Source organism: Companilactobacillus paralimentarius, assembly GCF_963227125.1.
GTDB classification, from domain to species: domain Bacteria; phylum Bacillota; class Bacilli; order Lactobacillales; family Lactobacillaceae; genus Companilactobacillus; species Companilactobacillus paralimentarius.
Map to the genome: position 1 here is coordinate 1,373,839 of NZ_OY724131.1, position 20,329 is coordinate 1,394,167.

A 20,329-nucleotide genomic window follows, 5' to 3' on the forward strand; every position below is an offset into this window, starting at 1 on the left:
TTATGAAAAATATATTAATTATTGGAGCAACCGGTTCAATTGGAAATGCAGTAAGACAGATGTTTTTAAGAAAAACAGATGCTCAGTTAACGCTGTTTTCTAGACGAGTTAATAGATTAAAATTAAATACCTCTAGAGAAAAAGCCATTTCGGGAAGTGTAACAGATGATACTGAATTGGCATTGGCAGTAAAAAGTCAGGATTTCGTTTTCGTGGCCTTAAGTGGTGATATGAAGACATTTGCTGAACATATTGTAAAAGTTATGGATCAAGAGAATGTTCAAAGATTGGTATTCATTACAACTATGGGCATATATCAAGAGATTCCTTCTTGGTTAGGTGACTCTCCAGAACCTTATAGCAACAGTATTTTAAGACCATTCAGAGAAGCAGCTGATTTAATTGAACAATCAGACTTGAACTATACAATCGTTCGTCCCGGGTGGTATACCAATGGTCCTGTTAATTACGAAATTACACAAAAAGGTGAACCGTTTGGTGGACATGATGTTTCCAGAAATAGTATTGCCGACTATGTTGTTAAATTAAGCGAAAATAACACATTAGATAATAGATCCAGTGTGGGGATCAACGAAGGTTAGGAGAAAACTATGGATAAAAAAATTACATTAAATAATGGTATTGAAATGCCTACTCTAGGGTTTGGAGTATTTCAAATTCCTGATTATGATGAATGCAAGCAGGCCGTTTTACAAGCACTCAAAAATGGCTATCGTTTAATTGATACTGCCGCAGCTTATTTGAATGAAGGTGCTGTAGGCGAAGCAATTAAAGAAAGTGGTATCGATCGAAAAGAGATGTTCGTAACAACTAAACTTTGGGTACAAGATGCTGGTTATGAAAATACTCAAAAAGCTATTAATGCTTCACTAAAAAGATTAGGCTTGGATTATATTGATCTATATCTAATTCATCAACCACTTGGCGACGTTTATGGCTCGTGGAGAGCAATGGAGGATGCCTATAAGGCAGGAAAATTAAAATCTATTGGTGTAGCTAATTTTGAAAATGATAGATTACAAGATTTGATGATGCACAATGAAATCAAACCAGCGGTTGATCAAATTGAATTACATCCCTTCTTTGCTCAACCCGAACGTGTTCAATGGTTGTTAGATAACGATATTGTACCAGAGGCTTGGGGACCATTTGCTGAAGGGAAACAAGGTATCTTTACTAATCCTACAATCAAGAAAATTGCTGATAAGCATGGTAAAACAAATGGTCAAGTGATTTTGAGATGGTTGAACCAACGTAATATTGTTGTTATTCCTAAGTCTGTTCATGAATCTAGAATTATTGAAAATGCCGATATTTTTGATTTTACTTTGAATAATTCAGAAATGAAACAAATGGAAAATTTGGATCAAGGGGTCAGTTTGTTTGGAAATATGCACGATCCACAAACAGTTAAACAACTTGGTAGTGTTAAGTTTAATTATTAAAAGATAATTTTTATTTAAAATTAAATATATTGAAGAACGACTGGCTTATAACGGACAATTAGTTTAGATCAACGAAGCTCCAGAATCAATCGATCAGAATTTTCTTGCTCAGCGGGGTATTACTATCAGTGCTTTAAATCTAGGTGGAGCACATAGAAGTAACAGTTACTCTCAAAAAAGAGATTTAGGAATTATGGCGACTGAATTATTGAACCTAGTCGCACAGGAAAAATTAAATCCTTGTATTACTGAGATTTTGCCATTCGATCAATTAGTTAGTGGACTGGAAAAACTGTATCATCACGATACGGTCGGAAAAATTGTTGTTAAGATTTCAAAGTAAATATAGTCGATAAAAATTGATATTTTTAGGATTGGACAATTTAATTTTAAACAACTTATTTTAATTAATGTTATGTAACCTTTCGTTATGTAAATCTATAAACAAAATAAAAAAGGATTCAGTATTGAAATTTTTACAATACCGAATCCTTTTTTTAGTTAAATTATATACGAAAAGCATCATAATCTGATTGAAATCTTATTTATCCAAAATCAATCTGATCTAACATTGCCTCACGAGATTCTTGGTCAAGTCCCAAATACGCTAAAGTCATTTGTTGGCTACTGTGATTTAACAAACGCATCACCAAACCAATGTTGTAGTTCGATTGAACGTAAACACGATAAGCACCAGTTTTTCTCATCGTATGTGTTCCAAGATAATTAATATTCAGCAAATCACCGGTCTTAGCCATCACTTTATAAAACTGTTTTTCAGTTATGTGTCGTTCAGGTCTTTTCATTGAAGGAAACAACCATTCAGAATTCACTTTATTCTCTAACAACCATTTTTGGTAAATCAATAGATCACGAGTGATAGGTTTCAAATATAGAGTATTGGGTTTTCCAGTTTTCTTATCATGGATAAATGCCGTTTTCTTCAATTCATCATATTTATCGAAAACATCATCATATTTCAAAGCTAAAACATCAGAGACTCGAAGTAGGGTAGCTTTACCGGTTTGAAAGATCGTATAATTCCTGCGACCGTATTTAAAATTTCGTAATAACGTATCTTGAACTTCACTTAAAATGTTACTGTCTTTGATTGGTAAAACTAATTGTTTCATTATTTCTCCATTCAGAACAATTGATAGTAATTTTAGAACACAATTACTTAAAATGCCGGTTTAATAGGCTTCTCGATTGTAGGGACTATTATTTAGTATATTTAATAAATAACCCCTAGGTATTAATTGTAATTTTTTTGGCTTGCTACGTCAACATTTTAAAGGGGTTATTTCTTACCAATAGCCCCTGTTTTTACCATAAAAAGATAATTTTAGCGAATCTTAATTCTAAGGCCAAGTTCATTCTTTTGATGACCAACTATTCATCTGGCATTCATAGAACACGCCTGTCAGCATCATTGATTTCAAATAGTAAAAAAGCCACTAAGAATTCTGAATCAAAATTAATCTCCAAATCTAGACTAAAAAAGAGATTTTAATTATTTCCTAACTAAATTTATTCATTTGAACAGAAGATTGAATTAGACAAGTGCTTTAGCCATACTGTAATTATAAATAATTCATTGGAGAAATCGATATGAATAGTGATTTAAGAAATCTATTGCTAGCAACCAATTTAGGTAAAAGTCGTTATCATCCATTGGCGGGATGGAATATCCTAACTATTCTTTATGGAAATCGAACCAGTGCAGATATTCCACGGACCTTAGGATTTTTAGTTGAACAGTACAATGCCAATTACTTAGATAGCGAAAGTGAGGAAAATTTAATTACCGATGCCGTAATCAAAAGCGTTTTAAAAACATTAGAAGAAGATGCCAAATTTATTGAGGTGTCACCTAGAAAAATCAGAGTTCGAATGACAAGCGGAGCCTATCATATGCAGAATGCTCCTGTATATCGAATTACTAGTCAAGGAATTGAATATTTATCAATGCTCCCTAAAGTTCTTGACGCTGAATCAACAGTCACTGCCAATACTGCCAGAATCAAAGAGTACTGTGATTTGTTAAATAAATTGAATTCTGAACATTTAGATACTTCACACACTCAATTATTTAATGATTTTTATAACATGGTTTCTGCATATTCCGACGTGATGAAAGGGATGCACAAATTAAGTGAAGATTTAGAAGAAGTATCGAATGACTTAGCCTTTAATCACGGCGGAAAAATCGCTGAACATTTAAATCAAATGTTGACAGAGAAAGCGGTTCCTGCTTATGTGCAATTAATTTCCCAAGGATCAGTTATTCAAGATTTGAATCATAATAGTATTTTTCCAGATCAGGTAGCTAGAAGTCGTCAAGGCGAAGATAGCTTAGAAGTTGACCAGGCCATTGATAATCGAACAAAATTGTCTGTTCAAATACATCGTGATAAGAGTTATGTTAAAACACAGTTACAAAATTTATCCAACAGCTTTGATCCAACCTCCACTGGGATTGATAGCAATTTTGATTCAATTTATCTAATTTTTAATACGATTAAAGATTCCATCGATTTATTGAGCAATGAGTACGACCATATCAATGCTCAAACAATTGATGTTAAGCAATTGACGAAACAAATTGATGAACTTTTAACTCACTATCAAAATATTTCGATACCAGTTCAATTACCTCGACACTTGGCACAGGATAGAGAAATTTCTGACTCAAATGATTTATTGGAAGCTGAGACTCTTGGTCCAGTTATTTATCAAGCTAATTCATTTGTTAGACAAGTTGCTACTGCTGAAGATAATCCTGAAGTTGCTAATGATGATGAAATCATCGAAAATTACGCTGATGCATTAAAAGAATTTCAAAATATAGTTATGATTGATGATAGAAAGGGACAAGTTGATCGTAATTTAGAGTTAGAAAACTTATTGACAAGGGATGAAATAGTTCGCTTATACAGTGCCACTAATTATAATCATTATGAAAGTTTTGCCCCATTTGGTCGCCCCGTTAAATCAGTCAAAAGAATCATTGAATCAAAGGCAATTTGGATACACTGTAAGAAAGAACAATATAGCGTTCAATTACCAAGCGGTTTTTATTTTAATTTTTAAAGAAAGCGAGAATTAATGTGACTGTTCAACTTAATAATTCTGAACGTTTAGTTATTAATCAGCTCTTAGATACAGGCTTATTCACCAGCAAACCATATAAGCCAACAAATGAAGTGACAAATGCCATTAAATCAATGAAGAAACCCCAATTTCAAAAGAGAATTAGTATTTATTTAAGAGATTTAATTGGTATGGCTCCAGAAAATGTTCAAGAGAATATTTTATTACTATTTGGTAATGAATATGAAAATAGTGAAAACATTCATGTTTTACTTGCAACATTGAAGGCAGTTATTAATTTGCCTGAATTACAAGCCAATCAAAAAGATCGATCCGTGTTAACTCAGACTATTGTTCGCCAGGTTCACAGCGAAGTAATCGACTTAGATGAAAAAGAAATAAGGCGGATTATTAATCAGTTATTTGTTGATCGCTTTAAGCTTTTTACTTTGGACTATCCAGAATTAACACAGAGCAATCAAAGCCAGGAAGTGGCTGAATATTGGAACGTCAATCCGAATTTCAATCAAGTGGCTCAAGCCATCGTTAATCAATTACTTGTTCATCAAGAATTGGATTTAAACGACGAGCAAAAATTAAATCGTCTTCTACTAAATAGTCGATTTATAAGCCGAGAATCTAATTTTACTTTATGGAACTATTTAATGGATCATAAAGACTCAATTAGTCAATCTTGGAAAAATTTAAATCGTTTTGATTTAGAAATAGGGGACAATTATGCCTTATTATTGGATACTAAACGACAACAAGTAAAGTCCAAGCCATCTGTCGTAGCAATCGCAGTAGCCAAAGCAATTCATACTGGGGTGAGTGAAAATAATTTAAATGATCTAATCAAAGAACAAACAAGAATAATCTTTCCCAAGAATTCAATTGCACTCTCAGCAGTAAAAGAAGTTCTAATGGACTTTGGATTAATTAAAATTAAAAATGAATTTATTTTTCCAACACCATTAATTCAACGATTTTCAATTGAAAAAAATAATAGAGGTAATGATGATGAATAGAGAAATGTTGACGCCAGTAAGTTTTCATTTGAGAAATTTTAATAATTATATCCAACTTGATATTCCTGTTTCTAAAAGAGGAAATTTCACTTTGATTGGTGAGAATGCAGCTGGAAAAACTACTTTGGCCAATTGCTTTTTTCCAATGCTTGTTGATGGTTCAATTGCCACACCATCTTTTAATCCAGCTAAAGGAACCGATAAGATTGAGAGAACTTCAACTCGTAATTCAAAAAATGATACTCGAACATTTGAGAGTATGTTATTAGGTTGGGGGAAAGGAGCTATGAAGGTAAGAACTGGTTACAGTTACGTCCTTCTAAAATCTAAATCACGGCAAGTAATCATTGGTATTGGTGCTCATAGAGCGGTTGGAGAAAATAGAAAACCCACCTGGTGGTTCGTTGCAACTAGTAACAATGTTAACGAGAAATTAGTGCTAATGACTACTGACAAAAATAATCTAGCACTTGAAAAAGATGCTTTCATAAAAATAAATGCTGCTTTGGGCAATAGTTTTAGAGTTTTTTCACAACTCGGTGAGTTCCAAAGTTACATTGCCGAAAATATTTATGGCTTTACTGATATCAGAAGCTTACACCAATTGGCTAACACATATCGACTGTTGGCATCTCCAATTTTAACTGCAGGTAATGCTAGATTGACACCGATTCTAGAAGCTATGAAGAATGCACAGGAGGGAATTGATAATCAGATAATCAGCTCTGTTGCCGCTACGCAAAGAGGGGTAAACAGAAAAAGAGCCTTGTTAGAACGTATTTCTCGTGGACAAGATCGGTTAAAGAGATTGAAAAAAGAGATATTCTGGAGAAATTTCAATCGTTTGAATGAGCGTTACTTAGATCCGTATTCTAAGCTTCTTCAGCAAATAAACGAATTAAATGGCAAAAAAGAGAAAGCACAAAAAGATTTGTCAGTTTACTCTGGTCAACTGAAATTATTAAAATATCAATTAGAAAAAGCCTCTGAAACTGTTTCAAAACTTCAGGAACAAAAGGCTAAACAAAAATCTATTACGGAACAACGTAAAAATAAACTTGCAGTAGTGAAATTACTAAAACAGCAATTGAAAAATTACTCAGAGACAATTGACTCCTTAAGAAAACAAGAAGTGGAACTTAATAAGAGTCGAAAAAGAATTCAAGTGCTTGAGAGTGAAAAGAATCTTTTAAATCAAAATTTAACTTCTATTAAGAATAAAACCATTGAACAAACAAAGGGTCTTCAGCAATTGGATACTAACTTAACAATTATTAATCTCAAAAATCAATTAGAGAAGATGAAACATTATCTACATAAAATGAAAAGTCTCCAAAAAGATTATCAAAACATTGTTGATAGTCAAATTCATTTGAATGAAGATATTAAGATTGTAACTAATATGCGTGAAAATATGGACGTGAAAATTGATTTAAGAACAAATGGTCCAGTCGTTGGTAGGATTAGAAATGGATTACATCAAGATAACTTAGAAGTTCATAACGCTGGTGCCGCTCAAATGAATACTCGTTATGCAGCTTTGGAGCAAAAAAAATTAGATTTGCTGTCCAACAACCCTGATCTCAAGGAATTTTTAAGAGATTCCAATCTATATAAAAAATTAGATGATGTTTCGAAGTATTTAACACAATTGAATAAGGAGCTAGAGAAGAAGGATTCACAATTAAAAGATGAAAACTCAGATTTAATTCATATTCAAGAAGATATTTCTAAAATAAAACAAGCTTTAGAGGATGAATTCAAAGATTTTGATTTAGAAGCAAAAAAAGCTAAAGTACTAAAGATTAACCAAGAAATTGCCATCTTAGTCGTCGATCCACTCTTAAATGATAAATTAAACAAGGCTCAAAGCAATTTACGAAAATACCAACATTCAGAAACAGATTTGAATCAAAAGATTACGACTGAAACCACTAATATTTCGAACTTCGAAAATCAGAATAAAGAGCTAACAAGATCACTTAACGAGACAAAAGAACAAGCTGAATCTTATATAACATCGCTTAAACCATATGCAATAGAGGATGTTGAGATAAACAATATAGATGATGCGATGATTTTTTTAAATCAACATCGCAATGGAGTTAAAAATTATAGATATGAAGAACTATCAACAAAAATTTCCAAATTAATTCGTACTAACAATAGGGATGGAATCGATCCATATGCTTTAGATACATTATTCGAAGATCGAGGGTACAATGATATATCTAGTTTAATGAGACAAAATCGATCAGTTTATGAAAATGATCTGATTACAGTCTCTTTTGATATTAATCAAGTACAGAAAATTTTAGATAATGATTACTCTGCAGTTGAAAAATCTTTGAAACAATTAAAATCCGGAAACGAAGTTGCCCAGATAACTTATCTTCAAGCAGCAATTCATCAGATTTCTGATCAATATGAATTGATTGACGGCTATAATGAGATGCTGGCTCAAGGAGTAAAACAGACTCATGGTATTCAATTGAAAGTATCATTGAAGCCTAAAGATGTTGATGAGCAAGTAATTAAGGAGGCAAGAGATACATCATTAAGTAAGCGTCCTACTTTGTTAAGAGAAGTTCAAAATCGTTTAGAGAGATTGGCCAATGATACGGATGTAGCAGATGATGATGAATTATTCATGGAAAAAGCTTATCAACTATTAGACATTAGACATTGGTCAGACTTTCAAATTTGGATTCACCGTAAACAAGCGGAAATTGGGGAATTCGAATTAGTCGATGATAAATTTGTGCAGTCAGGTGGATCTGGAGCTGAAAAGGCACAAGCTATGGTATTACCATTGTTACTTGTTCCAAAAATGATTTTACATCGATCAAAAAAATCAGATGCTCCACATTTAGTTATGTTTGATGAATTTGCTGACAAACTAGACCCTGAAACTGCCAAATCCTTTGCCAGAACTATCGATCAATTTGGGTTCAATTTTCTAGCAACTATGCCAAGTGGGTCTCAAAATAAAATTTTAGCCGATGGAGTTGATAACATAGCTTACGATGTTATAGCGCCAGCTAAAAAGAACGATAGTAAATTTCACAAGAATATTGTTCGACCAGCACTAATATGGACAAGGTGAAAAGATGAGTAAATATTTGAAAACTTACCAAGAAAAAACTGGAAAAATATTAAAACCACAGGCAATTAAACTAGATAAACTCTTCGATCATATCGAAAAGAGGATGCCATTACCACCACGTGGACAACAGGCTGTAAATTTGGGCTTTACTGCACACACTCTCAATGATTCAAGTGAAAATCCTGAAATTTATAAATACTATCATTGGGTAATCAATTACTTTTTTAAAGACAAGCCAATAAACGAATTGAGTTCTAATTTGATTGGAACTTCAATTGTCACTGCCAATTTAATTGAAACCAATCTACCGCAGCCAATTACTCTAAATCCTTGGCAAATGAGAAGCCCTGAACTTTTCAAAATCAACTCTAAAAAGGTAATTATTATTGAAAATAACGGTGTCTTTATTTGGTTATACAAACTACATCCAGATTGGCCATTAATAAATCAATCGGGAAATGATTTTAACAAGACTTATAATGATTTTTTGAGAATGTTGACTTCAAAAAATATCGAAATGACTTACTTGGGAGATTTAGATAGTGAGGGCATGCGAATTGCTGAGCACCTTTCTTCAATATTACATACCAACCTATTTTCTATTCAAACTCCAGAAAGAGTCCTTGATTGGTTAGTTAGATATGGTAAAGGTGATTCTGGACGCACGACAAAGCTTCCCATCACCAATAAAGTTTTACTAAAGGAAATGGAATCGATCAGTGCATTAGAAAAATTTGTTGAACAGGAACAGCTAATTAGTGATTACGAACAATACATCCCAGAATGGTTGAAAAAGTAGTCGTCTGTATGTATTATGATGTATAATGTACACACGAGGAGATGATGCAAATGATTAATCCAGCTGATTTGAAACAAAATGTTAAAATGTTTAAAAATGGTAATTCATATGCTTTTAGAATTTCAAAAAAGGATAGGGAATTCCTCGATGCTGATAATGACACCCATTTTGAAAAAATTGTATCACCGGATGGTAAAGAAATAACTTTTAAAAAGATTGAAAAAGTACGTCCCAATGTTCTAGAAACTGCTAGTAAATTGTACGACAAACATTCTGATTTGATGAAAAGACTGGAAAATCTATGATTTATTTGACTGAAAAAGAGTTTATAGCTATTAATGAATTAGTGCTAAAACGCTCAAATAGTAAGTCTATTGGTATTCAATACCCTCAAGGATTAGATTTAGTAGTCAATCAACCCAAGCAGGTTGTTTTTGGAAAAGAATTATATCCCAATATTTGGATCAAAGCTGCTTTTATTATTCAGATATTATTCAGAAAATTACCAAAAAGCATATATTTATAGATGGAAATAAGAGAACAGCACTTTTATCTGGATTAACATTTCTTAGTATAAATGGGATTGAACTGAACTTTTCAACTGACGATGGTGAATCACTAATATTGAATGTAACTAATGGTTCGGATAATGATTCTATAATGGTTTCTTTAGCTGAATGGTTAAAGAGCCATTCTAAGCCTCTCCAATAATTAGGGCTCTTTGTCAAATCGTATTGATGAATAGTTTTTGTATAGAAGACAACCTCATGTAGGTTGTCTTTTTTTATGCGCAAATGAGTCTTATTCTCTTAAGAAAATGGTCAAGATTTCTGAAGCCATAACTGATATGTTTGAGTTTTTTTATCTTTCCAATGGTCCCTTCAAGAGGACCATTGGAGTACGGCATTGTGCAACTATTCTTTACATAATTTAAATTCTTACGTAACGTTGAAATAGATGTATCCATAGCGGTATTATTCTTTTTATATCCATAGATGGTTTCTTTGAGTAATGATATATCGTGTTCATGTATCGCTTTCTGAATACCTTGATAAATATCATAAGTATTTTTAAAAACTGGTAGATTGTCAGTGGCTATATCAATAACGTTTCGCGTTGTAGTATATTCGTTGATTCCAAAAATATATTTTACTTTCTTGTCGTCTACATCTGCCTCAGGCAGATGATAGAGACGCCAATTAGACTTAAGTGCTTTATACAAACGGGAATGTTTATCATTTATTTTTTTAAGACAACTGATTCTAACTTGATCCAATGCCCGGCTACATAGCTGAACTATATGAAATCTATCAACTATTATTTGAGCATTGGGAAAAATTCTATGAATGACCGACTGATAATTAGCATTCAAATCAATAGAGACAGTCTTAACGGCTTGCCGTTCTGACAAGCTATAGTTATTTATAAAGTGTTCAATAACTGTTTTAGAGAGTCGATCATGAATCAGCTCAATTAGATGATGTGTTTGTGCATCAATAGCTATAAAAGTAAATATACCGTTAACTGAACGAAATTCATCAAAACACAGGTTTTTTGGAAGACAATCACATCTATTTGGTAATTTGGTATTGTCATATAAGACTCTGCTTACTGTATTTACTGATACTCCGATGATCTTAGCTATTGATGTTAAAGTAAAGGATTCCTTTGCCATAACGAATATTCTGTTTTGAACTTGTTTAGTCATAGTATGATTTTTGATTAATAAATCACTGTGGGCACCGCAGGTGCCACCACAGTTCTTACAAATATAACGTTGTTTATTGAGCATCAAATGATACTCAATACCGTTAAAACTGGCTAATCTAGCATTAGTTTTTCTTTTTCCATTTTTGACTAATGAATTTAAACCACATTGTGGACATCGATACAGTTTATAAGTTAAATCAGCGTTTACGATCTTTATATGCTTTATAACGCCACGATTTTTAATCGTAGCGTCCTTGACTGAAACATTACTTATATTATTGTCTTTTATATCGAGTGCACATAGTATAGAATTGTCTTGGGACATTATTGTTTTCTCCATGTTTGATTGGGTTTGGTCGCTTAAATCTTAACATGAGAACAGTGATGTTCTTTTTTTATTTTCTAGAGATTAAAAAACTGGTATTGATTATTCATCAATACCAGAAAGTATAGAACCATAATGGCAAAATTGAACCTATTATGGAGTAATTTTACTATTTCTGGAATTCTGACATTAATTTTCTCCGCAATAGTCATGTTCTTAATGGCTCGAAAGATCAATCGTGTCGATATGCTTGAAGCACTAAAATCAGTCGATTGATTAGTAACTAGAGAAATAGAATCTAGTGTTATCGATATTTCGAAAAGAGATAAATCAAATTAAAATGAACAAATAAAAAGAGACTATCCAATAAATTATTAAAGGACAGTCCCTGACCCAAATTGCTGGAGTTGCTCCATCTTTTTTTCTTAAAGAACTGCGAACTGTAATTCGACTAAGTCTTCAAAATGAATCATAACCAAGATCAATCATCAAACACTAGATGTTTTCTACCTAACATTGAAAAGAAGAAGTATATCAACAAAGGGATTTTCTTATGCTTCAAGCATATTTAACATGTAACTCGATTCCATTTAGGGTTAGACAACTACTTCAATAAGTAGGAGGTCCATTTTAAACCACACAGCCACATCGGCTTCAATTCAGTCCTTCAAGTTAAAAAAACGTATTGTTCATCTTGAACTTTAAAGACCTGTAATCTTATATAAGAATTACAACCAAATATTATTTTCTGCCCCAACACAGGGAAGAAACATACTGATAAAAGAGGTCCTTTATGCCCTAAGCACAATTTTATAATAGCGCCCTGAGGTCTCAGGGTAAACTTCTAGACGTAGACACTTTGAATATTCTCTCAAGCCTGGTTATATCAATGATTTAATCTAATTGAAGTGAAGCCTGCAATCGTTTGATAAATAGTTGATCAACTTTTGAAAGCACAGTATTTTTCTTCCAGACCACTGTAATTGGTTCTGTCAATTCAGGCTCCAATGGTCGAAAAACTAACTCTTCATTGTTGTTTTCATTTAAAAGGTGCTTGAAGGTCATCATGTAAGAGTGACTACTCTCAACCAACAGTTCCGCATTGAAGGCTAAAGTGAATGTACCGGTGATATTCATTTGTGGTCCTAAGTTTCCCCACCAATTGTCAAAACGATTACTAGTCATAGCTTGGGATGAGATCAACAACGGCAAACCTAGCAAGTCCTTTGGTGTAACGACTTGGTTTAAGGCGAGTAGGGAATCTTGTCTCATGACTACGCCCCATTGATCAATTTCAGGAATTTGCAAATAATTAAAATCGCTTAAATCTCGTTCACCCATGAAAACAGCAAAATCCAAAGTACCATTATTTAATTTACTTTCCATCTCATTAGCGTCTCCACTGACCAAATGAACCTTAACATCAGGATAATCTTGATTAATATTTCCCATAACATCAATAATTCGTTTCATACTGACACTCTCACCAGCACCAATCGTCAAATCTCCACCAATCACTTGATCCGTCAAAATGTTAGCTGTAGTTTTATCTGCTAAATCAATGATTTCACTGGCTTTGGAACTAAGGTATTCGCCTTCGGAGGTCAAAGTGATCTGTCGATGTCCACGAATAAATAATTTTGCACCTAATTCATTTTCTAAATCCGACAATTGTTTGGATAGCGCCGGTTGAGAAATAAGCAGTTTCTCGGCAGCCTTAGTAATATTCTTCTCTTGAACAACGGCTAAAAAGTATCGTAATACACGTAATTCCATCATTGCTTCTCCCATAACTTTTAATTATGCTTATCTATATTTTAGAAGTATTTCAAATATATATAGCAAATCCTTTTATACTATAGTCATTCAGTTGAAAGGGGCACATAAGATGACATGTCAAACAGATTTATTCAAGCTTGATTCTCGTCTAGTAGATCAAAACCAACGTTTATTGCAACATTTAAATACTGGTCGTACTTGTTCAAGGGAAACCAATCAGTTGCTAAGCGAAATATTTGGTTATCAGTTAGATCCAACGAATGAAATTAGATTACCATTTCATACTGATTATGGTCGCAATATTAAACTTGGAAAGAACATTTTTATTAATTGTAACGTCACAATGATTGATATTGGAACTATCAAAATTGGGGATGATGTGATCATTGGCCCTGATACAACTTTACTGACTACCTATTACTCCACTTCGAAAAAAAAGCCAATTGTAATTGGAGAAAATGTTAACATTGGTGGTCATGTAACAATTTTACCCGGCGTCACAATAGGCCCGAGGGCCATCATTATTGCTGGTTCAGTTGTAACAACCGACATCGAGAAAAACGTAACTGTTTCCGGCAACCCAGCACACATCATCAAAGAAGGGAACAAATAAATGAATATAGAAAATAAAGTTATTGTTATTACTGGGGCATCCAGTGGAATTGGAGCCGCAACCACCAGAGAATTAGCTAAGCACCATGCAAAATTAGTTATCGGTGCTAGAAGGTTGGACCGCTTAAATAATTTAAAAGCTGAATTTCCAGATGAACAAATCATTACTCAAAGAGTTGATGTCACTAAATTTGAAGAAGTTCAGGCCTTGGTCGATACGGCTAATGAGAAATTTGGACATATTGATGTTTTGTACAATAATGCAGGTATAATGCCCGTTAATGCATTAATTAATCGTGCTCGTGACGAATGGCAACAGATTTTAAATGTTAATATCATGGGTGTATTAAATGGAATTGCGGCTGTTCTACCAACTATGGTCAAGCAAAAATCAGGTCATATCATTGCAACTGATTCCGTAGCTGGACATGTAGTTGTTCCTAATCTAGCCGTCTATAATGGTTCTAAGTTTGCAGTTAGAGCAATCATGGAAGGATTACGTCAAGAACAGCACAACAACAATATTCGAACAACCATAGTTTCACCGGGTTCAGTTTCTACAGAATTATATAAATCAATTAAAAATCCTGATAATCAAAAAGCTGAAATAGAAGTAGAGAATCAAATTGGTTTATCCGCGGAAAACATTGCTAAATCCGTTGCTTTTACAATTGATTCCCCAGACAACATGGACGTCAACGAAATTATCATTCGTCCCATCAAACAAGATATATAATGAGAAGAAAAGAGAAAATAAATTATGAGTAAATTAGCAAATGACACAAGAGTTTTCAAAATCAATCCCGAAATTGACGTACAAAACGTTCGTTTTAAAAATCGCTTTGGCTTTATCTTGGCAGGGCATCTATACCTACCATTGAACTTTGATAGTAATAAACAATACCCAGCCATTGTTATTTCAGGACCATTCGGTGCGGTCAAAGAACAATCAAGCGGTCTTTACGCTCAAACATTAGCTGAAAAGGGCTTTGTTACTGTAGCTTTTGATCAGTCAACTACTGGAGAAAGTTCTGGTAGTGTTAGAAATGTTGCCTCACCAGATATCTTTGTCGAAGATTTCTCCGCTGCGGTTGACTTCATTGGACTTCAAAAGTTCATTGACCGCGAGAGAATCGGTGTTATTGGTATCTGTGGTTTGGGTAGTCATGTTTTAACTGCGGCATCAATCGATGTTCGTATCAAAGCTGTCGCCACATCAGTTATGTATGATATGTCCGATTCAATGTGGATGGGATTAAATAATTCTAAGACTGAGAAACAACGTGAAATCGAAAAGCAAACTTTGGCAAACCAACGTTGGGAAGATGCTGAAAAGGGTACATCTGCTACCGGATTACACGAATTACCATTTGATGGAAATGACAAACCACTTCAATCAGATACTCTATTCCCAGAAAACTTACCAGCTAATGCTGACTCTGTAACAAAAGAGTTCTTTAATTACTATCGTGGTCGTGCTTTCCATCCCCGTTCAGTTAATTCAGCTTCAGCTTGGACTGCTACAACTCCATGGAGTTATTACAATTTCCATTTGCAAGAACATATTGAAACAATTTCTCCACGACCAGTCCTTATCGTTACCGGTGAAAAAGCTCATTCACGTTATATGGCCGAAGAATCATATAACCGTTTGAAAGATCCAAAAGAGTTAGTTATTGTTCCAGATGCTACACACACTGACTTATATGATCAAATGAATTTGATTCCATTTGATAAATTTGCTAGCTTCTTTAAGGAAAATCTTTAATTAGTTATTTCTTTGTGTACAAGCAACTTCAAAAAAATACTACTATCGTTTTAAAACAGTTTTACCTGCCAAGCAAAAAATTTGGTATCAGTAATCCTAGTACAGATGATGTACTTCATCGTATTCGAAAAATTGAACATGATTTCTAACAACAAAAACTCCTTACAGATAAATTGTAAGGAGTTTTATTATTCTTGTAAAAGCAGAAAAGTGATTTTGAAAGGTAACAAAAGAGTATTCTCCGGACCATTAAAATTTTATTAGTTACTTATTAACACTATTAAGATAAAATATTATATATTAATTATATAAGAAGCAGTTAATTAGTTTTTAAATACTGTATTGAAAGGGATGTGAGAAAATTGGTCTTTCTAACTTTGATTAAATATCAAAAAACATCAGATAGATATAATTAGGAGAAATATTAAATGCTAGATGAAAATTCGTACCAAAATGATGAAGAATCCCAAGCGGATCTTCCCCCGAGTCACAACGAAACAATTTGGAAATTAAATGAGGCACAGTTAAAAAAGATATATGGAACTGACCTTGAAAATGGATTAACAGTTACTGAAGCTGAAAAGCGTCTTAAAGAGAATGGCAAAAATGAGTTAGAAGCCAAAAAGGTTTCTAAGTTCGTTCAATTCATTAAACAATTCAACAATAGTATCATTTATATCTTAGCTGCTGCAGCCATTATGACTTTCTTAATGCATCGTTATTCCGATTCAATTGTTATTGGATTAGTCATTATTGCCAACGCTATTATTGGTTATATTCAGGAACAGCAAGCCGGTAACGCTCTGGAAAAAATTCGAGAAATGTTGGTCTCTAAGAACTTTGTCTTTAGAGATGGCGAAAAATTGGAATTGGATGCTCGTGACTTAGTTGTTGGAGATTTAGTTAACCTAGAAGCCGGAGATGCTGTTCCAGCTGATATGCGACTAATTTCCGCCGATAACTTAAGTATTCAAGAATCTGTTTTAACTGGTGAAACCAACCCAGTCAATAAGATTGAGGAACCAATGGATGCAGACAAGTTGCCATTAGCTGAACGTCAGAATATGGTTTTTGCTTCAACTGCTGTTACTAGTGGTTCTGGACTAGGTATTGTTATTGCTACTGCTGGTGATACTGAAATTGGTAAAATTCAAGATTCTGTTGAAACAGTTAAAGAGAAGCCAACACCACTAATGCGTAACTTGAACTCATTGGGCTTCGGTTTGTCAGTTGCCATTGTGATTACTGCTGTACTTTTGTTCGTAGTTGGGTACTTCCTTGATACTTATAGTTTGCCAACTTTATTGATCTCGGTTATCACTATGGTGGTTGGTTCTATGCCTGAAGGATTACCTGCAAGTACTTCAGTTGTTTTAGCCATGGGGACACGTAAGATGACCAAACGTAAGGTAATTGTCAAGTCATTACCCGCAGTTGAAACTTTAGGTGCTGTTGATATTGTTAATACTGATAAGACTGGTACCTTAACTAAAAACGAAATGACTGTTAAAAAAGCTGTTACCCCAGAACACACTTTCAGTATTACTGGTGTCGGCTATGATGCTAATGGTGGTCTTGATTTCAATGGTGAATTGGAACTAGGTACTGAAAAATATGACTGGCAAAAAGATGAAGGTATGAAGTGGTTGGTCAATATCGCTGGTCAAACTACTGACGCCCAACTACATTTTGAAAATAATCGTTGGGAATTAACTGGTGAACCGACTGATGGTGCTTTAACAACACTCTACCGTAAGCTTACTGGGAAAGATCCTGAAGTAAACGAAATCGATTCTTTACCATTTGACTCAGCCTTTCGTTATTCGGCTCGACTAGTCGATTTTGACAATCAGAGAATTCTCATGGTTAAAGGATCGCCAACAACTATCATTAATGCTTCTAAACAGGGCACTGATGAAACTTATTGGAACGAAAAAATCACAGAATTATCAACTGATGGTCTTAGAGTTGTAGCTTTGGCCTATAAAACAGTTGATTCGTCTGTTGATAATATTTCTAAGGATCTTATCGAGAACCTTAATATGGCAGGTATGGTTGGGATCATTGATCCGCCTCGTGAAGAAGCTAGAAAATCAATTCATGAATTAAGAATGGCCGGTATAAAAGTCAAAATGATCACTGGTGACCATCCTGATACAGCTTCTGCCATCGCTAAAAAGCTAGATCTAGATTCCGTTGTTAAAGCCATTACTGGTCCAGAAATTGACGTTATGTCCGATGAAGAACTAAAAGACAAGATTGATGACTATAACGTTTTTGCGCGGACAACTCCTGCTAACAAATTACGTATTGTTAGAGCACAACAAGCTAATGATCACGTTGTCTCCATGACAGGGGATGGTGTCAATGATGCACCAGCTTTGAAACAAGCAGATATTGGTGTTGCTATGGGTATCAAGGGTACCGAAGTTGCTAAAGAATCAGCTAACATGGTTCTAGCCGATGATGACTTCTCCGATATCGTTGTAGCCGTACGTGAAGGGCGCCATGTCTTCGATAACATCCGTAAAACAATCCGTTTCTTATTACCAACTAGTTTTGCCGAAGGTTTAATTGTTGTTATCAGTATTTTAATGGGACAAGAATTACCACTTTATCCAGCACAATTACTTTGGATCAATATGGTTTCAGCTTTAACGATTCAATTTGCTTTCATCTTTGAACCACCAGAAGCCGGAATTATGGCACGTGGTCCGAGAAATGTTAAAGCGGGATTATTGACCAAACTAGACACCTTTGAAATAATTTATGTTTCATTATTAATTTCTGGATTAGGCATTTGGGCCTTTGATTTCTTAACTGGTAAAGGTTTGCCAGCAATTGTAGGTAGTACAATGGCATTGAATATCATTATTTTTGGTAAGATCTTCTATCTGTTCAACTTAAGAAATGATCATCCGGTCATTTCTAAATACTTCTTCCAAAATAAGATGGCCTTCATAATTGTTGCAATCTTAATCGTTCTACAGTTAGGAATTATCTACTTGCCATTTATGCAATCAATCTTTGAAACAACTAATATCAATTTCTATTACGGCTGGTTTATCCCAATCATGGCTGGTGTTATTGTTCTAGCCATTACTGAACTAGGAAAATTCATTCGCTTTAGAGTTTTGAAAAAAACAATTCACTAACAAAAAATCACTCTCAATCTTATCTATTTTTAGATTGAGGGTGATTTTTTCTGTAATAATCGTATTATCTTCATCAAAAACTCTTCAACATTGCTACATAAAAATCAAGGAAGAATCAAGCCAATGAATTAACAGCTCAAATAATTCACTAATATTAAATGAAATAGGAAAACAAATATGTCTGACTATATTTATTTACAGTTTAAAAATACTTGACTGTACTCCCCAACTTAAGAGGAACAAATCCATAATGAGAATACTTATCTATCGTTTTCGAATCGACTTTCTTTAATTGTGGTTCAATGAACTTAAACATATCGCTATATTCACCTGGTAACCCTGAAATACGTTGCTTGAGATTTAAAGTTAAATCGGCTTGTAATAGAGCTGACCTTAAGCCAAGCAGTACCTTAATATAATCCTCATCATTGTTTAAAGCTGTGTAATACTTCAATAACTCTTTTCTAAAGTTTCCATATTTATTATTTTGAACATTATTATAAGCGGTATCGATTAAACGCATCAATTCTGTCTTTTCATCAGCCATAATTTCATTCTCCTTACGATATAACCATTTTTCTTCATGAATAGGGTGATCAGACCAATTATTATTTACTTTCGATTCAATCAAATTAAATTTTAATTTTCTATATAGATTCCGTGCTCCTGTGAGCTCATCAACTGTCCAAAGGTAGACTTCATCAATATTATCCAATTTGATTTGATCTATTAAGGTATTCAAAAGCTTAGTTCCAATTCCTAATCCTTGGTAGTCCGGATCAACGGCAAACCAACGTAACTGATATTTGCCATTGGCATCTTGCACTAGAGAAACTGTTCCAACTCTTCGACTACCTAATTGTGCGATCCAGATAAGGCTTTTTGATGAGTCATCCGCTAATTCGGCTAAAGTCTGTAAGACATACCTATGAAAAATTGAATTAAACGGTATTTCAGTAGAATAAATTCGACTATGTAAATCGGCAATAAAGCCTAAATCAGTCATATTACCACGACGAACCTTAATATCTTCTGTTTGCTGAAAAAGCATCTGTGCTTCAGATACGTCATTAGCAATAATTTCTAAAACAGAAGGGGTATAATCTTTAAAAATATTCTTTAAATAGTCTCTCGCTTTGTCAGCAAGTTCTTTATGCAGCTCTTCACCAGTACTAGTTAAATCTAAAAGGTAATGCCGTCTGTCCTCAGGATTGAGAGTACGTTTCAAAATACCTTTTTTTTCCAACTTTGTCAGCATCTTACTTAGCTGGCCCTTATCAAAACCTAATTCGTTTTGAATGTCGGTAGCTGTACTAGATTGATGGAAGTGCAAAAAAGCCATAACCCGAGCTTCATTCATTGAGGGAAAGCCTTGATATAATTCCTTTTCAAAACGATTAAAGTAATTAGCATAAAAACGGTTGAAATCTCTAATTTTTTCAATATCTTTATTCATAGAAATACCATCCTTTACAAAGTAAGTATAGA

At 33.8% G+C, this 20,329-nt stretch carries 19 protein-coding genes; 15 read left to right on the top strand and 4 right to left on the bottom strand.

Features of this window, described 5'->3' with window-relative positions:
- Window positions 1-2: 2 nt before the first annotated feature.
- From ACI6PB_RS06590 to ACI6PB_RS06600, 3 genes are all read left to right on the top strand, one after another.
- Window positions 3-602 (top strand): NAD(P)H-binding protein, encoded by a 600-nt coding sequence (locus tag ACI6PB_RS06590; RefSeq protein ID WP_025085771.1) that lies wholly within the window; start codon window positions 3-5, stop codon window positions 600-602.
- A 9-nt stretch (window positions 603-611) separates the two neighbouring features.
- Window positions 612-1,466 (top strand): aldo/keto reductase, encoded by an 855-nt coding sequence (locus ACI6PB_RS06595; RefSeq protein ID WP_025085772.1) that lies wholly within the window; start codon window positions 612-614, stop codon window positions 1,464-1,466.
- Window positions 1,467-1,590: 124 nt separating this feature from the next.
- Window positions 1,591-1,809 (top strand): zinc-binding dehydrogenase, encoded by a 219-nt coding sequence (locus ACI6PB_RS06600; RefSeq protein ID WP_268870504.1) that lies wholly within the window; start codon window positions 1,591-1,593, stop codon window positions 1,807-1,809.
- A 202-nt stretch (window positions 1,810-2,011) separates the two neighbouring features.
- Here ACI6PB_RS06600 and ACI6PB_RS06605 read toward each other — a convergent pair whose 3' ends face one another.
- Window positions 2,012-2,599 (bottom strand): site-specific integrase, encoded by a 588-nt coding sequence (locus ACI6PB_RS06605; protein ID WP_404327184.1) that lies wholly within the window; start codon window positions 2,597-2,599, stop codon window positions 2,012-2,014.
- A gap of 478 nt (window positions 2,600-3,077) precedes the next feature.
- Here ACI6PB_RS06605 and ACI6PB_RS06610 point away from each other — a divergent pair, with 478 nt between their 5' ends.
- Genes ACI6PB_RS06610 through ACI6PB_RS06640 form a run of 7 tightly spaced genes read left to right on the top strand, consistent with a single transcriptional unit; the run spans window position 3,078 to window position 10,203 of the window.
- Window positions 3,078-4,559, top strand: a complete 1,482-nt coding sequence (locus ACI6PB_RS06610) for a hypothetical protein (protein ID WP_404327185.1) — start codon at window positions 3,078-3,080, stop codon at window positions 4,557-4,559.
- Window positions 4,560-4,576: 17 nt separating this feature from the next.
- Window positions 4,577-5,587: a hypothetical protein gene (locus ACI6PB_RS06615; RefSeq protein WP_404277492.1), complete on the top strand. Its 1,011-nt coding sequence runs from the start codon at window positions 4,577-4,579 to the stop codon at window positions 5,585-5,587.
- On the top strand, window positions 5,577-8,693 hold the full coding sequence (locus ACI6PB_RS06620) for an SbcC/MukB-like Walker B domain-containing protein (RefSeq protein ID WP_404327186.1): 3,117 nt from the start codon (window positions 5,577-5,579) through the stop codon (window positions 8,691-8,693). The genes ACI6PB_RS06615 and ACI6PB_RS06620 overlap by 11 nt, the downstream gene beginning before the upstream one ends.
- Before the next feature lie 4 nt (window positions 8,694-8,697).
- Complete coding sequence (locus tag ACI6PB_RS06625; protein WP_404327187.1) at window positions 8,698-9,492, top strand: DUF2399 domain-containing protein; 795 nt, start codon at window positions 8,698-8,700, stop codon at window positions 9,490-9,492.
- A 50-nt stretch (window positions 9,493-9,542) separates the two neighbouring features.
- The gene (locus ACI6PB_RS06630; RefSeq protein WP_119326307.1) at window positions 9,543-9,797 is read left to right on the top strand and encodes an AbrB family transcriptional regulator; all 255 of its coding nucleotides are present in this window, start codon (window positions 9,543-9,545) and stop codon (window positions 9,795-9,797) included.
- Between the two features lie 5 nt (window positions 9,798-9,802).
- Window positions 9,803-10,018, top strand: coding sequence for a hypothetical protein (locus ACI6PB_RS06635; RefSeq protein ID WP_404327984.1), 216 nt, complete (start codon window positions 9,803-9,805; stop codon window positions 10,016-10,018).
- Window positions 9,952-10,203, top strand: coding sequence for a type II toxin-antitoxin system death-on-curing family toxin (locus ACI6PB_RS06640; protein ID WP_404327188.1), 252 nt, complete (start codon window positions 9,952-9,954; stop codon window positions 10,201-10,203). Before ACI6PB_RS06635 ends, ACI6PB_RS06640 begins: the two co-directional genes overlap by 67 nt.
- Before the next feature lie 73 nt (window positions 10,204-10,276).
- On the opposite strand, the gene ACI6PB_RS06645 is transcribed toward ACI6PB_RS06640, so the two are convergent.
- Window positions 10,277-11,527, bottom strand: coding sequence for an ISL3 family transposase (locus ACI6PB_RS06645; RefSeq protein WP_056950777.1), 1,251 nt, complete (start codon window positions 11,525-11,527; stop codon window positions 10,277-10,279).
- Window positions 11,528-11,662: 135 nt separating this feature from the next.
- On the opposite strand from ACI6PB_RS06645, the gene ACI6PB_RS06650 reads away from it, so the two are divergent.
- Entirely contained in the window at window positions 11,663-11,803 is a 141-nt protein-coding gene (locus ACI6PB_RS06650) for a hypothetical protein (protein ID WP_404327189.1), read from the top strand.
- Between the two features lie 618 nt (window positions 11,804-12,421).
- On the opposite strand, the gene ACI6PB_RS06655 is transcribed toward ACI6PB_RS06650, so the two are convergent.
- Complete coding sequence (locus tag ACI6PB_RS06655) at window positions 12,422-13,306, bottom strand: LysR family transcriptional regulator (protein ID WP_309510929.1); 885 nt, start codon at window positions 13,304-13,306, stop codon at window positions 12,422-12,424.
- Window positions 13,307-13,415: 109 nt separating this feature from the next.
- Between ACI6PB_RS06655 and ACI6PB_RS06660 the strand changes: the two genes are divergently transcribed.
- From ACI6PB_RS06660 to ACI6PB_RS06675, 4 genes are all read left to right on the top strand, one after another.
- Window positions 13,416-13,919, top strand: coding sequence for a sugar O-acetyltransferase (locus ACI6PB_RS06660; RefSeq protein WP_404327190.1), 504 nt, complete (start codon window positions 13,416-13,418; stop codon window positions 13,917-13,919).
- On the top strand, window positions 13,920-14,654 hold the full coding sequence (locus ACI6PB_RS06665) for an SDR family oxidoreductase (RefSeq protein WP_404327191.1): 735 nt from the start codon (window positions 13,920-13,922) through the stop codon (window positions 14,652-14,654). It abuts the gene before it with no gap.
- Between the two features lie 24 nt (window positions 14,655-14,678).
- Entirely contained in the window at window positions 14,679-15,686 is a 1,008-nt protein-coding gene (locus ACI6PB_RS06670; protein ID WP_404327192.1) for an alpha/beta hydrolase, read from the top strand.
- Window positions 15,687-16,114: 428 nt separating this feature from the next.
- Window positions 16,115-18,841: an HAD-IC family P-type ATPase gene (locus ACI6PB_RS06675; RefSeq protein WP_404327193.1), complete on the top strand. Its 2,727-nt coding sequence runs from the start codon at window positions 16,115-16,117 to the stop codon at window positions 18,839-18,841.
- Between the two features lie 202 nt (window positions 18,842-19,043).
- On the opposite strand, the gene ACI6PB_RS06680 is transcribed toward ACI6PB_RS06675, so the two are convergent.
- Window positions 19,044-20,297, bottom strand: coding sequence for a GNAT family N-acetyltransferase (locus tag ACI6PB_RS06680; RefSeq protein ID WP_404327194.1), 1,254 nt, complete (start codon window positions 20,295-20,297; stop codon window positions 19,044-19,046).
- Window positions 20,298-20,329 lie beyond the last annotated feature (32 nt).

Excerpts from the sequence above, each read along its gene's own strand:
- ACI6PB_RS06595 (WP_025085772.1), top strand. The coding sequence starts at position 612 with ATGGATAAAAAAATTACATTAAATAATGGTATTGAAATGCCTACTCTA.
- ACI6PB_RS06620 (WP_404327186.1), top strand. The coding sequence starts at position 5,577 with ATGATGAATAGAGAAATGTTGACGCCAGTAAGTTTTCATTTGAGAAAT.
- ACI6PB_RS06625 (WP_404327187.1), top strand. The coding sequence starts at position 8,698 with ATGAGTAAATATTTGAAAACTTACCAAGAAAAAACTGGAAAAATATTA.
- ACI6PB_RS06665 (WP_404327191.1), top strand. The coding sequence starts at position 13,920 with ATGAATATAGAAAATAAAGTTATTGTTATTACTGGGGCATCCAGTGGA.
- ACI6PB_RS06650 (WP_404327189.1), top strand. The coding sequence starts at position 11,663 with ATGGCAAAATTGAACCTATTATGGAGTAATTTTACTATTTCTGGAATT.
- ACI6PB_RS06680 (WP_404327194.1), bottom strand. The coding sequence starts at position 20,297 with ATGAATAAAGATATTGAAAAAATTAGAGATTTCAACCGTTTTTATGCT.
- ACI6PB_RS06660 (WP_404327190.1), top strand. The coding sequence starts at position 13,416 with ATGACATGTCAAACAGATTTATTCAAGCTTGATTCTCGTCTAGTAGAT.
- ACI6PB_RS06590 (WP_025085771.1), top strand. The coding sequence starts at position 3 with ATGAAAAATATATTAATTATTGGAGCAACCGGTTCAATTGGAAATGCA.
- ACI6PB_RS06675 (WP_404327193.1), top strand. The coding sequence starts at position 16,115 with ATGCTAGATGAAAATTCGTACCAAAATGATGAAGAATCCCAAGCGGAT.
- ACI6PB_RS06610 (WP_404327185.1), top strand. The coding sequence starts at position 3,078 with ATGAATAGTGATTTAAGAAATCTATTGCTAGCAACCAATTTAGGTAAA.
- ACI6PB_RS06630 (WP_119326307.1), top strand. The coding sequence starts at position 9,543 with ATGATTAATCCAGCTGATTTGAAACAAAATGTTAAAATGTTTAAAAAT.
- ACI6PB_RS06670 (WP_404327192.1), top strand. The coding sequence starts at position 14,679 with ATGAGTAAATTAGCAAATGACACAAGAGTTTTCAAAATCAATCCCGAA.
- ACI6PB_RS06605 (WP_404327184.1), bottom strand. The coding sequence starts at position 2,599 with ATGAAACAATTAGTTTTACCAATCAAAGACAGTAACATTTTAAGTGAA.
- ACI6PB_RS06645 (WP_056950777.1), bottom strand. The coding sequence starts at position 11,527 with ATGTCCCAAGACAATTCTATACTATGTGCACTCGATATAAAAGACAAT.
- ACI6PB_RS06655 (WP_309510929.1), bottom strand. The coding sequence starts at position 13,306 with ATGATGGAATTACGTGTATTACGATACTTTTTAGCCGTTGTTCAAGAG.